This window comes from Rhodococcus sp. 14-2483-1-1, from assembly GCF_002259335.1.
Lineage (GTDB): Bacteria > Actinomycetota > Actinomycetes > Mycobacteriales > Mycobacteriaceae > Rhodococcoides.
The window spans coordinates 499,630-512,594 of sequence record NZ_NPFX01000014.1 but is presented as its reverse complement, the minus strand read 5'-3'; the positions used below and the strand labels follow the sequence as shown (position 1 = coordinate 512,594).

The following is a 12,965-nucleotide window of genomic DNA, read 5'->3' as shown; positions in this document are numbered from 1 at the left end:
AGGTGGCGACACAGAACGGGCCCGCACGAGCAGTGCTCGTGCGGGCCCGTCTCGCAGACCTGCTAACCCAGGATGAGGCGTTCGCCGTCCGGGCTTGCATTGACCGACACCACGTCGCCGTCGTGGACGTCCCCGGCGAGCAGCAGCTTCGCCAGTTGATCGCCGATGGCCTGCTGGATCAGTCGCCGCAGCGGCCGAGCGCCGTAGAGCGGGTCGTAGCCTCTGGCCGCGAGCCACATCTTCGCCGGCGAAGACACCTCGAGCGTCAGACGACGAGCGGCAAGACGCTTGGTGAGGAAGCCGAGCTGGATGTCGACGATCGACTCGAGCTGGTCCTCGGACAAGGCGTCGAACACCACGACGTCGTCGAGTCGGTTGACGAACTCGGGCTTGAACGAGCGTCGCACAGCCTCCATGACCTGCTCCTTGGTACCGCCGGCACCGAGGTTCGAGGTGAGGATCAGGATCGTGTTGCGGAAGTCGACGGTCCGGCCCTGGCCGTCGGTGAGGCGGCCTTCGTCCAACACTGCGAGCAGGATGTCGAACACATCGGGGTGCGCTTTTTCGACCTCGTCGAAGAGCACCACGGTGTACGGCCGCCTGCGCACCGCCTCGGTCAGCTGTCCGCCGGCCTCGTAGCCCACGTAGCCCGGAGGTGCCCCGACCAGGCGAGCGACGGCATGCTTCTCGCTGTACTCGCTCATGTCGATCCGCACCATCGCGCGTTCGTCGTCGAAGAGGAACTCCGCCAACGCTTTCGCGAGCTCGGTCTTACCCACGCCGGTGGGACCGAGGAACAGGAACGATCCCGTCGGACGATTGGGGTCGGCCACTCCTGCGCGCGCTCGACGGACGGCATCGGACACCGCCTGCACCGCATCCTTCTGTCCGACGACTCGCTTGCCGAGTTCGTCTTCCATGCGGAGCAGTTTGGCGGTCTCGCCTTCGAGCATCCGGCCAGCCGGGATTCCGGTCCAGGCCGCCACCACGTCGGCGACGTCGTCCGGCCCCACCTCCTCCTTGAGCATCACGTCACCCTGCGCGGGTGACGCCTCGGTCTTGACGGCGAGTTCCTTCTCGAGCGTCGGGATGCGTCCGTATCGAAGCTCGGCTGCCTTGCCGAGATCGCCGTCGCGTTCGGCGCGGTCGGATTCGCCACGCAGATTCTCGAGCTCTTCCTTGAGCACTCGCACCGAGTCGATGGCGTTCTTCTCGTTCTGCCAACGGGTGCTGAGCCCGGCCAGCTTCTCCTGCAGGTCGGCGAGTTCCTGACGCAGCTTGTCCAGGCGAGCCTTCGACGCGTCGTCGGTCTCCTTGGCCAGCGCCATCTCCTCGATCTCGAGGCGACGCACGGCGCGTTCGACCTCGTCGATCTCGACGGGCCGCGAGTCGATCTCCATGCGCAGCCGCGACGCGGCCTCGTCGACGAGGTCGATCGCCTTGTCGGGCAGGAACCTGGCCGTGATGTACCGGTCACTCAGGGTTGCCGCGGCGACCAGGGCAGAGTCCGTGATCCGGACACCGTGGTGCACCTCGTAGCGCTCCTTGAGCCCGCGCAGGATGCCGACGGTGTCCTCGACCGACGGTTCACCGACGTAGACCTGCTGAAAGCGGCGTTCGAGGGCGGCGTCCTTCTCGATGTACTTGCGGTACTCCTCGAGGGTCGTCGCACCGACGAGACGCAGTTCGCCGCGGGCGAGCATCGGCTTGATCATGTTGCCCGCGTCCATGGCGGATTCGCCGGTTGCGCCGGCTCCGACAATGGTGTGCAGCTCATCGATGAACGTGATGACCTGGCCTGCGGAGTTCTTGATGTCGTCGAGCACGGCCTTGAGCCGCTCCTCGAACTCACCGCGGAACTTCGCGCCCGCGACCATCGAACCCAGATCTAGCGAGACGACGGTCTTGCCGCGCAGGCTTTCCGGTACATCGCCGGCGATGACGCGCTGCGCGAGTCCTTCGACGATGGCCGTCTTGCCGACGCCGGGTTCGCCGATGAGCACCGGGTTGTTCTTGGTGCGGCGCGAAAGAACCTGCACGACGCGCCTGATCTCGGTATCGCGACCGATGACGGGATCGAGCTTGCCTTCTCGGGCCAGCGCGGTCAGGTCGGTGCTGTACTTCTCCAGCGCCTGATAGGTGTTCTCCGGATCCGCGCTGGTCACCCGAGCGCTGCCCCGTACGGCCTGGAAGGCGTCGCGCAAATCGTTGGGTCCGGCTCCGTGGCCGGTCAGGAGCTTGGCGACGTCGGAGTCACCAGTCGCGAGCCCGACCATCAGATGCTCGGTGGAGACGAACTCGTCGTCGAGTTCGGTGGCCAGGTGCTGCGCTGCGGTGATCGCGGCGAGGGTTTCACGGCCGAGTTGCGGAGTGGTGGTCGAGCCGGATGCCGAGGGCAGGCGGTCGACGAGGTTCTGCGCTTCTCGACGCACCGTTGCAGGGTCGACGCCGACGGCCTTCAGCAGTGGAGTGGCGATGCCGTCGGTCTGATCGAGCAACGCCACCAACAAATGTGCCGGACGGATATCCGGGTTGCCGGCCGCGGATGCGGCCTGCAGAGCAGCAGAAAGCGCTGCCTGCGACTTCGTGGTGGGAGTGAAACTGTCCACCGGTCACCTTCTTTCTCGGATCGGTTCTTGCGTGTCGCTGGGTACAACCATAGACAAGTTGAGTCTGTTCCGCTCAACCTTGGATTTCTCGAGCGCCCTCTCGCGCGAAAGTCTCGATCGGTCTACTTTGGTGACGGTCGACAGTGGCTGTGTCATCGGCGGCGAACTCGGTGGCGAATCGGTGGGGTGGAGGTTGATCGATGCTCGACGCACGAACGATCTCCCTGGTCCGCACCGGTTTCAAAGCCGTCGTCGCGTCGCCGGACGGCCCTGCCCGACTCTCCAGGTCCTTCTACGCACACCTCTTCGCCGAGTACCCGGACTTCCGATCCCTGTTTCCCGCCTCGATGGATTCACTTCGCGAACACTTCGTACTGGCGCTCGGCTACGTCTTCGAGCATCTCGACGACACCGACCGCGTCGAGCCTTTCCTCGAGCAACTCGGCCGAGACCACCGCAAGCACGGCATCTCAGGCGCGCACTTCCGCGCGGGTAGCTCGGCTCTGATCAGCGCGTTCCGCACGTTCGCCGGCACCGAGATGTGGACCGACGAGGTGGAGACGGCCTGGCACGACGCACTCACCGTGGTCAGCAACGCGATGGCCGCCGCCGCAGACAACGACGAACTGCCGCCGTATTGGAGTGCCACCGTCGTCGAACACCAACGGCTCCTCGACGACCTTGCGGTGGTGCGATTGAAGACCGACGGCGAGATCCCGTACTTCCCCGGGCAGTACGTGAGTGTGCAGATCCCGCAACGCCCCAAGCTGTGGCGATACCTGTCCCCGGCCATTCCGAGCAACCCGTACGGCGAGATCGAGTTCCATGTTCGACGCGTATCCGGCGGCTGGGTATCTCCCGCCATGGTCACCGAGACTCGGGTCGGTGATCGCTGGTCCATCAGTCCACCACTGGGCGGGATGCACGTCGATCGCGCGATCCACGAGGACGTGTTGATGATCGCGGGAGGCACGGGCCTGGCTCCGTTGCGTGCTCAGGTCATGGAGATGGCTCAGCGCAGCAACAATCCGCGGGTGCATCTGTTCGTCAGCGGTACGTATCCGTGCGATCTCTACGATCTGGACACCCTGTGGCAGTTGTCGCTGTCCAATCCATGGCTGACGGTGGTCCCGGTAACCGAGGAGCTGGAAGATCCGTGGTGGTACTCCGGCCCGGCGCGCGAGCTGCCGTGGGGAATGCACCATCGACTGCACGGTGCGGTGGGAAAGGTCGTCACCCGATTCGGCTCGTGGGCCGATCGCCAGATTCAGATCTGCGGGTCGCCGTCGATGGTGCGCACCACGCTGTACGCACTACGCAAGGTCGGTACCCCGATGGAGCACGTTCAGCACGATCCATTCTGATTGTGCCGCAACACTTTTCAGCTGGACAACGATTTCGGCGGCATGTCCTCGACAATCCCGCCGACCACCAGACGTGGAGTCCAGGCCTCGGTGACGAGTCGGCCGTCTCCGGTGATGATGGCATCGGGATCGGGATCGATGAGGATGGGGTATCCGGTATCCGGGGTAACTCCGACGTTCTGCACCAGCAGACCGTTCTCGATGGTGTAGTGCACGTGCACCGGCTGCAGATCACCGTCGAACGCCCACGGACGGCCGATGAAGATCACGGCGATGCCGACCTCGTCCAGTACCGACACCGAGCCATCGTGCTCGAGCCGCAGACTCCACAACGGCGGCATCGACGTCGCGAACTCGAATCTGTGCGGTGCCTGCGGGGCGAGAAGATGGATCATCAGCAGCGCGCCCTCGTGCGGATCTCGCTGCGGCACAATGACTTCGTACGATCCGCACTCGTAGAACCTGGATCCGAACGGCCCGGGAATGCCCGTGCCGAGATCGCCCGCGATGGCAAGTTCGAGCCGAATGCAGCCGGAGCCGTTCTCGGCTCGAAGAGTGATTCCCTCGGAAGGATGCGGCGGGGGCGACTCGTCCCGCGGAGCGTAGGACAGAACCGCGCGCAGCAGTGGTTCGACCACCTCCGCGTCACCGTCGCGTGAATCGAACGTTCGTCGTCGACGATCGGCCATCTCCACCCCCTTCGCCTGGCAATCCAGTGTGCCACCGAGGTGCCGATCGTGCGACGAATTCTGCTCGAAAACCATCTGTTCGATCGAGACGGTCCACTATGGAAGCACGCTGGACCCACCGGCGTGCCCGCAAGATCAGGAAACCGATCAGTACTATCTTCGGCTAAGTTTCTGCAGGTCAGCCATGGTCCAGCGGAACCATGGCACCGGCTACTATCAACCGGTTCGGTCCTCGGCGGATCGATCTGCCCGGTGGGCAGCGGCCGTGTCAGGAAGGCAAACACATCCCCGATGTCCGCTGATTTCGCCGCACGTCTGAACCATCTGTTCTCTACGATCCACCCTGCGGGACGCAAGCCACACACCAACGCGGAGGTGGCCGACGCTCTCGCCCTGCGCGGGCACCAGATCTCCAAGCCGTACATCTCGCAACTGCGGTCGGGCCAACGCGCCAACCCGTCCGCCGACACCGTGACGGCACTGGCTGCCTTCTTCAAGGTCAAGCCCGATTACTTCTTCGACAACATCTACGCAGCCAAGGTCGATCACGACCTCGAATTGCTGGGCCGACTGCAGGGATACGGCCTACGCCGCCTGTCTGCCCGCGCGTTCGACCTGTCCGAGGAATCTCAGAACCTACTCAGCTCGATGGCCGAGAAACTGCGCGTGAGCGAGGGACTGCCGGCGGTGCCACCGGACAGCACCCGTTAGGACGCACGCGCATTCAGGCACCCGCCTTGGCGGCAATCCTCGCCTGCACTTCGGGACGCCGCAGCGGCGGCACCGTGGGAGGTGGCTGACGCCGGTCCGGCAGTGCATCGAGGAGCCGATGCGTCGTTGCTGTCACCTCGGCGACGGCCAGCTCGAAGGCGTCGCGCGTGGCGTCGGACGTCTTCTGTACGCCACTGATCTTGCGGACGTACTGTCGCGCGGCAGCTTCGACTTCCTCGTCGGTTGCGTGTGGTTCCAACCCTCGAAGGGTGGTGATGTTTCGGCACATGTGTCGACGATAACCCCGCAGCTCACACCTCGAGAAGACCCGACAGCGCGCGAAGGCACAGCTCACGAACCTGCTCACGATCGAGGGTTCTGCGCTCCACCCAATCCAGACACACCGCTCGCACGAACGCGATCCAGCCGCGCAGCGCTGTTCGCACCATCTCGTCGTCGGCGAATGCCGGGGGCAGCGCAGCAAGGATCCGCTCCTGCTGAACAGCGAACTCTCGCGTGAGGATGTCGTTGATCCGATGGTCGCCGAGCAACGCGCCCCGGTTGACGGCACGGAGGCCGTGCGCGTGTTCGTCGGAGTAGGCGATGTAGGCGTCGAGACCGGCTGCGACCTGCTCGAGGACGGGCAGCGAGGTGTCCGGCGCGGTGACGTCGAGGTTGCGCTCGGATTCGGTGCGCACGATCTCGACGAAGAACTCCCGCTTGGACGGGAAGTAGTGGTACATCAACCCACGGGACACTCCCGCGAGATCGGCGACCTCCTCGATCCACACATCCTCGTACGGCCGCTCGGCGAACAATGCAGAACCGATCTCGAGTAACTGCGCGCGACGCTGCGCCGGCGTCATGCGCTTACGGGGTGTGGTCATGGGCTTCGGATCTTACTTGACACGAGTTCAACAGTGAGTACGGTCACTATTAAACATCAGTTCAACAGCATGCGGTTCGTCAACGAGGGAGCGGCAATGTCGACACAGTTCGCGGTGCGAAACGGCTCGCTACCGCATCCTCCCTACCGACTCCCCGTACTCGGCGATGTCGTGGGCGTCGATCCCCGCACCCCGATTCAGGACTCCACCGTCTTGGCCGGCCGACTCGGCCCGATGTTCGAGCGCGAAATTCTCGGGCGGCGCTTCGTCTTCGCCTCCGGTGCCGACGTGGTGGGCGAGCTGTGCGACGAAAAACGCTTCGAGAAGTTCCTGCCCCCTGGAGTCGAGAATCTACGGGATATCGGGGCGGACGGATTGTTCACCGCCTATAACCACGAGCCGAATTGGCAACGCGCCCATGACCTTCTGCGTCCGGCCTTCACTGCGGGCGCCATGCGCGGGTACCACGAGATCATGGTCGACGTCGCAGACGACCTGATCGAGCACTGGGAGGGCCGCTCTCGTAGCGGTGCCGAAACCGACGTCTCTTCGGACATGACAAAACTGACACTCGAGACCATCGGACGCACCGGCTTCAGTTACAGCTTCGGCTCGTTCGCGCGCGCCGAGCCGCATCCCTTCGTGGCCGCCATGGTCGGCGCACTGACCTACAACCAGCGGCGGTCGCTGCTGTCGATCCCTGCGTTCGCAAAGCCCTTGTTCGCCAAGTCCGATCGCAGATACGCACACAACAAGCAGTACTTGGCCGACGTCCTCGCCGATGTCGTCAGAACCCGCCGCCGATCGAACGAGGACTTCAGCGACCTGCTGCAGATCATGATGGATGCGGCGAAAGACGCCGACAATCCGAATGCGCTGAGCGAGGCCAACATCGGATACCAGATCCTGACGTTCCTGATCGCCGGCCACGAGACCACCTCGGGTGCACTGTCTTTCGCGCTGTACTACTTGGCGAACCACCCCGAGGTGTTCGAGCGCGCCCGCGCCGAGGTCGACGAGGTCTGGGGCACGGGCAAACCCCAGTTCGGTCAGGTTCCCAAACTGCGGTACGTCCGCCGAGTCCTCGACGAATCGCTACGCCTGTGGCCGACGGTTCCCGCGTTCGGACGCGGCGCGCGGGCAGACACCGTCATCGGCGACGACTACCGCATGGCGGCCGGCGACTGGGCAGTCGTTCTGGTGACGGCCTTGCACCGCGATCCGGTGTGGGGTGACCGTCCGAGCGATTTCGATCCCGACAATTTTCTACCCGATCGCATCAAGGCACGCCCCGCGCACGTGTACAAACCATTCGGTACCGGCGAACGCGCCTGTATCGGAAGACAATTCGCTATCCACGAAGCGGTTCTGGTTCTCGGGACCATCCTGCAGCGCTTCGATCTGCAGGCCGACCCGTCGTACCGTCTGAAGGTCCAGGAGCGACTGACCATGATGCCCGAGGGTTTTCGGGTTCGGCCCACAGTTCGCACGTAGTCAGTCCGGTAGGAGGGGGACCGAAATTCCCGGGTCTCGGCCGAGCAGTACCCCACGCGTCAACGACGTGGAGCCGAACTTCTTGTGCACCCCGTCGAGCGCACGGTCGAGAGCCGATGCCTCCGGGGGCTTGCGCACCTGCGGTGCGTCGAACTGCAGTTCCAGTTGCTCCGCGCCGCCCTTGTCGATGCTCGAGACGGTGACACCGACGAGGGTGATGCCCTTCTCCGTGATCATCGGTGCCGCGTCGTGCAGCAATTCCAGCGCGGCGTCGAGAATATCTCGGGTGTCGGCGGTTGCGCGATCGAGTGTGTGCGATCTGGTAGCGCGGGTGAAGTCGGCAAAACGCAAGCGCAACATGACAGTTCGACCGGTTCGCTCCGCTGCGCGCATACGGTGTGTGACGCGATCGACGAGCCCGATCAACGATGCCTCCACCTCGGCTGCGTCGTGCCTGCCGCGTCCGAGTGCCCGCTGTGCGCCGATGGAACTACGCGACTTGCCGGGCTGGACGCGTCGGGGATCACGGCCCATGGCCAGCGCATACAGATGCGCGCCCGCACCCTTGCCCAGCACCGAGGCCAACGACCGCTCGCCGTAGGCCGCGATGTCGCCGACGGTCCTGATGTCGAGAACGTGCAACTTCTCGGCGGTCACTTTCCCTACGCCCCAGAGTCTTTCGATGTTCAGCGGGTGCAGGAACTCGAGTTCGCCGCCGGGCGGTACGAGCAGCAGACCGTCCGGCTTCGCGAACGCACTGGCGACCTTCGCCAGGAACTTGGTGGTGGCGATCCCGACGGTGATGGGCAGCCCCACCTGCTCGGCCACCTCCTGCCGCAGACGCTGTCCGATCTCCGTTGCACTGCCCGCGATCTTCTGTAACCCACCGACGTCGAGAAAAGCCTCGTCGATGGAGATGCCCTCCACCAGTGGGGTGGTGTCGTGAAAGACGTCGAACACGTCCTTGCTCGCCTGCGAGTACGCCTCCATGCGCGGCGGCACCACGATGGCTTGGGGGCACACGGCCCTGGCCTGACCGCCACTCATTGCGGTGCGCACCCCGAACGCTTTTGCCTCGTAGCTGGCGGCGAGCACCACTCCCCCGCCGACGATGACCGGCTTACCGCGCAGCCGGGGATCGTCACGTTGCTCCACCGAGGCATAGAAGGAGTCCAGGTCGGCGTGCATGATGCTCGCCACGGGTCTGCCGGTGGACTCCACGAATCCATGCTCGCACAGGCCACCGACACAGACGGCCGGGTCAATCGCAGACGTGCTGCTCCGCGGCCTGCACTATCGGCTCGGCCCAGGGCTCGCCGGTCCCTTTCTCGTAGGTGGCCCCCAGAGAATCGGTCACCTCCGCGACGGCCTCCTCCTCGGACAATCCTTGCTGGGCGCGGGTCTCGCAGAACCCGGGTATGTAGATGCCAAGCGCGAACACCTCGTTGACGGTCGTGCCGATGCCCTGCCCGTAGAGGTCGTCGAACAGTTCGCTCATCCCCGGAGTCTCGAGGAATCCGTCCCGGGCCTCCTGCACGTCGCGGGAGATGCCGGTGCCGGTCTCGGCAGAGGTCATCTCGTAACTGCAGCCGGTCACCGAGCTCAGCACCGCCAGGCACACGGCAGCACCGACGGATTTCCATGTCACTCGCCGCTTCACAGGACCATCTCCGCAACAACGTAGGCCAGCGCCGCGACAGCGGCCGCCGCGGGCAGCGTGGTCACCCACGCGGCGAACATGTTGGCCGCCGTCCCCCAGCGCACGGCCGTCGTGCGCTTGGTCGCCCCGACGCCCATGATCGCCGACGAGATGACGTGCGTCGTCGACACCGGCGCGCCCAGCCCGATCGAGGCCACATACAGAACCGCGGACGCGGTCGCCTCCGCCGCGAAGCCCTGCGGTGGGTCGAGTTCGATGATCTTTCGGCCGAGGGTGCGCATGATCCGCATCCCACCGGTTGCCGTTCCGACCGCCAGCACCGTCGCGGTGAGGAAGTAACACCACAGAGGAATCGTGTAGTCGGCCTGATTGCCGGACACGACCAGAGCCAGAACCACGATGCCCATCGTCTTCGCCGCGTCCTGCATTCCGTGCCCGAACGCCATGGCGGCCGCCGAGCAGGTCTGTGCTCGCCGGAAGCCACGGCTGGTGGCGCTGGGAGACGATCGCCTGAACAGCCACAGAATAGCCACCATCGCGGCGCTTCCGAGCACGAATCCGACTGCAGGAGAAACGATCATCGGCACGATCACCTTGGTCGCGACTCCTCCCCACAGTACGGTCATTCCGCCGGCGAGCGCAGCTCCCACCATGCCGCCGACCAAGGCGTGCGAGGACGAGGACGGCAGCCCGTACCACCACGTGATCAGATTCCAGACGATGGCACCGACCAGAGCGCACCCGACCACCAGCAACGCGTCGGATCCGACGTCGAGAGCGATGATCCCCTCCCCCACCGTCGAGGCCACCTTTGCGCCGAAGAAGGAACCGAGCAGATTTCCCACCGCGGCCATGACGAGCGCCGTCCGAAGCGTGAGCGCGCGGGTGGACACCGACGTCGCGATGGCATTGGCCGAATCGTGGAAACCGTTGGTGAAGGTGAACGCCATCGCAAGGGTGATGACCAGAACGAGTGCTACCACCGCGCACTCACGTCTCTTTCAGCACGATGGATTCGATGACGTGTGCGACCTTCTCGAAAGCGTCTGCGGCATCTTCGAGTTCGTCGCCCACGCCCTTGAGCTTCATCACCGTCAATGCGTCGAAGCGTCCGTCGAACAGATCCGCGAGAAACGTTCGATAGGCATGGTCGGCCCGGTTCTCGAGCTCGTTGATCTCGATCCAGTAGCGCTCGAGATCCTTCATCGACGCCAGCCTCGGCATGGCATCCGCGGTGACCTTCGCCGATCGATCGAGGATGTCGATCATCTCGTGCATGTGCGGGGTGAGTTCTTCGATCCGGTAGAGCGAGAGCAGATGTGTCGCAGCTTCCATGTGGTCCATCACGTCGTCGAGGCTCGAACCGAGGACGTAGATGTCGGTGCGATCGAACGGGGTGATGAAACTGGAGTTCAGAGTGCGGAACAGTTCGTGGGTGACGCTGTCGGCGTCGTGCTCGAGATCCACCATGCGAGCCGCGACACGGTCGAATTCGGGTGCCGGTTCGAGCAATTCGGTCAAAGTCTTGGCTCCGGTGGCCAGCAGCTGAGCCGAGGAGTCGAACAGGTCGTAGAACAGAACGGACTTGGGTTTGAAGCGTGCGAACATCTTTCGTCTCCTGGTGGGTGCAGCAGCTACCGACGAACGTCGGCGTAGGGCTCGAGCAGATCCGACGGCACGCGATGATCGGCATCGGCGGGCAGGACGAGTTCGGGTGCACCGGCCCGTGACCGCGGTGCCATTCCGAACGCTTCGACGGACTGGCAGTACTTCGAGACCCGGATGACGGACATGTTCATTCGCGCCGTCATGTCGGTCACCCAGTACGGAACTCGCTCGTTGGCCTTGATCTCCAGGATCGCGAGCTTGGGCGGAATGATGAAGCGGTTCTCGGCACCGGAATCGAACCGGAAATCGCGATCCCGGCCGTGCACCTTGTGATCGATCGTCACCCGCAGACCGAGGTCGGCCTCGCGGCCGACGTAGGCCTCGCGCAGATAGCCTGTAGTGACCATCGGACGCAGGTCGAGATTGGCGATCAACGTGCTGACCTCGTTGACGAACGGGCGTTGGCTCGGATCGCACTCGATCTCCTGCCGGGCATTGAGCCATCGCTGAGAAACGTCGTAGGGCAACGAGATTCGACGCTTCTGGGTGACCCTGTTGACGCGTTGCTTGATCTCGATCTGAACCGGTGTGTCGTCCGTGCATTCGGACGGTGCCCCGTACAGCCGCACCCGCACCTTGCGTCTGAACTTCAGGCCCTCGATCTTCTCCCAGTAGAACCGCAGGTCGGTGGTGTCGTAGTACAGGGACGTGACCGGGTAACCGCCCTTGGGTGAGAACGGATCGGTGTCCATCCGCGCCGTCAGCTCGTCACGGACCTGAGCGACGTCGGCTTCGGCGACGAAGTACTTGATCTCGTAACGATTGAACGAGTGCAGCTTGCTGGCGGTCTGCTGATAGCCGGTGGGCTCGGTCGTCAGATCCTCCGGCGTGCTGCCCTGCTTCTCCAGAGCCGCCTTCGGTCGGAATTTCTCGAACAGATTCATGGAGCGATCCTTCCTTCGGTGGGTGTGCATGCTCGGGCGATGCCGCGTTCAGTTCGGCGCCGCGAACACGATCGGGGGTAGTTCGGTAGCTCCGTCGGCCTCGGACGCGAGCAGAAGTTCACCCGCGTCGGTGAAGGCGACGGCCTCGCCCTGCGGTTGATCGGGGCCCTCGAAAACACCGGTGGGAGCGCCCGAGAATGCCGCGGCCACATCGCCGTCGGCGATATCGAAGACGAACAGATCCTTCTTCGTTCGCAGTGCCCCCACGGTCGCATCGGCATCCACGGCTGCCCCGGTGATCGGTCTGCTCGATCCGTCGGCCGCGGTTGCAGACACCGTTCCGCTGTGGACGAGATCGATGGCGTGCACGCCGGCGGTAACGGATTCGGCGCTGCTGTAGATCGATGCGGCTGTACTGCCGGAGACCTTGGTGATCAACACCGGTTGCCCGGTGGGCGTCAGAGCGAACGCCTCGACGTCGTGTGCGCCGTCCGGGTAACGCAGAGAGACGGAGGTGCGCCGATCGGACCGAACGTCGACGCCGATCAGCGTGACGTTCTCGCGTTCGCTGTTGTTGTCACCGGTGTCGGCGAGCCACACGATCCCCGCACTGTCGACGGCGATGTCTTCGACGTCGACCGTCTCGGCTCCGACGTCGACCCACCTCGTCACCTCGCAGGCACGGCCCAGCACCGCCAACCTGTCGTCGCTGCCGCGGTCTCCGATCGCATAACCGGTATCGCCCGTCCACGCAAGACCCGACAACTCGGACAGTCCCGAGTCGGTGGGGGTGCACCAGGTTTCGAATCCCCCGGACCGGGATTCCGATGCTGTGGGTTCTGATGCTGTCGGTTCTGATGCCGCGCACGACGCGAGCATCGAGGCACCGACCCCGCATGCAGCGACGATCACGCCCACTCGCCGTCGCCGAGTGTTCACCTGACTGTCGCCTGCCCGCCACGCGATCGAGCGTCGGCGGTCACCGCTCGGGAGCAGCAT

Annotated in this window: 13 protein-coding genes; 3 read left to right on the top strand and 10 right to left on the bottom strand. The window is 64.5% G+C overall.

Annotated features, from left to right (window positions below; genetic code table 11):
* Positions 1-62: 62 nt before the first annotated feature.
* Positions 63-2,609, bottom strand: coding sequence for an ATP-dependent chaperone ClpB (clpB, locus tag CH294_RS13705; RefSeq protein ID WP_094738240.1), 2,547 nt, complete (start codon positions 2,607-2,609; stop codon positions 63-65).
* A gap of 200 nt (positions 2,610-2,809) precedes the next feature.
* Between clpB and CH294_RS13700 the strand changes: the two genes are divergently transcribed.
* Positions 2,810-3,973: a globin domain-containing protein gene (locus CH294_RS13700; protein ID WP_094703883.1), complete on the top strand. Its 1,164-nt coding sequence runs from the start codon at positions 2,810-2,812 to the stop codon at positions 3,971-3,973.
* A gap of 17 nt (positions 3,974-3,990) precedes the next feature.
* Here CH294_RS13700 and CH294_RS13695 read toward each other — a convergent pair whose 3' ends face one another.
* Positions 3,991-4,662, bottom strand: coding sequence for a hypothetical protein (locus CH294_RS13695; protein WP_141216508.1), 672 nt, complete (start codon positions 4,660-4,662; stop codon positions 3,991-3,993).
* 291 nt (positions 4,663-4,953) lie between these two features.
* On the opposite strand from CH294_RS13695, the gene CH294_RS13690 reads away from it, so the two are divergent.
* Positions 4,954-5,373, top strand: coding sequence for a helix-turn-helix domain-containing protein (locus tag CH294_RS13690; RefSeq protein WP_032380730.1), 420 nt, complete (start codon positions 4,954-4,956; stop codon positions 5,371-5,373).
* A 13-nt stretch (positions 5,374-5,386) separates the two neighbouring features.
* Here CH294_RS13690 and CH294_RS13685 read toward each other — a convergent pair whose 3' ends face one another.
* A complete protein-coding gene (locus CH294_RS13685; protein WP_032380171.1) occupies positions 5,387-5,662 on the bottom strand; it encodes a DUF2277 domain-containing protein in 276 nt (91 codons plus the stop codon).
* Between the two features lie 22 nt (positions 5,663-5,684).
* Complete coding sequence (locus tag CH294_RS13680; protein WP_032401518.1) at positions 5,685-6,260, bottom strand: TetR/AcrR family transcriptional regulator; 576 nt, start codon at positions 6,258-6,260, stop codon at positions 5,685-5,687.
* A gap of 96 nt (positions 6,261-6,356) precedes the next feature.
* Between CH294_RS13680 and CH294_RS13675 the strand changes: the two genes are divergently transcribed.
* On the top strand, positions 6,357-7,754 hold the full coding sequence (locus tag CH294_RS13675) for a cytochrome P450 (protein WP_094738412.1): 1,398 nt from the start codon (positions 6,357-6,359) through the stop codon (positions 7,752-7,754).
* Here the strand turns inward: CH294_RS13675 and dinB are convergent, their stop codons facing one another.
* The 6 genes from dinB to CH294_RS13645 form a co-directional block, all read right to left on the bottom strand.
* Positions 7,755-8,942 carry a DNA polymerase IV gene (dinB, locus tag CH294_RS13670; RefSeq protein ID WP_032402001.1) on the bottom strand — a complete coding sequence of 396 codons (1,188 nt, stop codon included), beginning with the start codon at positions 8,940-8,942 and terminating at the stop codon, positions 7,755-7,757.
* A gap of 73 nt (positions 8,943-9,015) precedes the next feature.
* Entirely contained in the window at positions 9,016-9,402 is a 387-nt protein-coding gene (locus tag CH294_RS13665; protein ID WP_141216507.1) for a hypothetical protein, read from the bottom strand.
* A gap of 8 nt (positions 9,403-9,410) precedes the next feature.
* Positions 9,411-10,397: an inorganic phosphate transporter gene (locus tag CH294_RS13660; protein ID WP_094738237.1), complete on the bottom strand. Its 987-nt coding sequence runs from the start codon at positions 10,395-10,397 to the stop codon at positions 9,411-9,413.
* A 7-nt stretch (positions 10,398-10,404) separates the two neighbouring features.
* Entirely contained in the window at positions 10,405-11,022 is a 618-nt protein-coding gene (locus CH294_RS13655; protein ID WP_094738236.1) for a DUF47 family protein, read from the bottom strand.
* 26 nt (positions 11,023-11,048) lie between these two features.
* Positions 11,049-11,966 (bottom strand): polyphosphate polymerase domain-containing protein, encoded by a 918-nt coding sequence (locus CH294_RS13650; protein WP_094738235.1) that lies wholly within the window; start codon positions 11,964-11,966, stop codon positions 11,049-11,051.
* Positions 11,967-12,014: 48 nt separating this feature from the next.
* Positions 12,015-12,965, bottom strand: coding sequence for a hypothetical protein (locus CH294_RS13645; protein ID WP_094738234.1), 951 nt, complete (start codon positions 12,963-12,965; stop codon positions 12,015-12,017).

Excerpts from the sequence above, each read along its gene's own strand:
- CH294_RS13700 (WP_094703883.1), top strand. The coding sequence starts at position 2,810 with ATGCTCGACGCACGAACGATCTCCCTGGTCCGCACCGGTTTCAAAGCC.
- CH294_RS13695 (WP_141216508.1), bottom strand. The coding sequence starts at position 4,662 with ATGGCCGATCGTCGACGACGAACGTTCGATTCACGCGACGGTGACGCG.
- CH294_RS13690 (WP_032380730.1), top strand. The coding sequence starts at position 4,954 with ATGTCCGCTGATTTCGCCGCACGTCTGAACCATCTGTTCTCTACGATC.
- CH294_RS13685 (WP_032380171.1), bottom strand. The coding sequence starts at position 5,662 with ATGTGCCGAAACATCACCACCCTTCGAGGGTTGGAACCACACGCAACC.
- CH294_RS13680 (WP_032401518.1), bottom strand. The coding sequence starts at position 6,260 with ATGACCACACCCCGTAAGCGCATGACGCCGGCGCAGCGTCGCGCGCAG.
- CH294_RS13675 (WP_094738412.1), top strand. The coding sequence starts at position 6,357 with ATGTCGACACAGTTCGCGGTGCGAAACGGCTCGCTACCGCATCCTCCC.
- dinB (WP_032402001.1), bottom strand. The coding sequence starts at position 8,942 with ATGCACGCCGACCTGGACTCCTTCTATGCCTCGGTGGAGCAACGTGAC.
- CH294_RS13655 (WP_094738236.1), bottom strand. The coding sequence starts at position 11,022 with ATGTTCGCACGCTTCAAACCCAAGTCCGTTCTGTTCTACGACCTGTTC.
- CH294_RS13650 (WP_094738235.1), bottom strand. The coding sequence starts at position 11,966 with ATGAATCTGTTCGAGAAATTCCGACCGAAGGCGGCTCTGGAGAAGCAG.
- CH294_RS13645 (WP_094738234.1), bottom strand. The coding sequence starts at position 12,965 with ATGCTGCTCCCGAGCGGTGACCGCCGACGCTCGATCGCGTGGCGGGCA.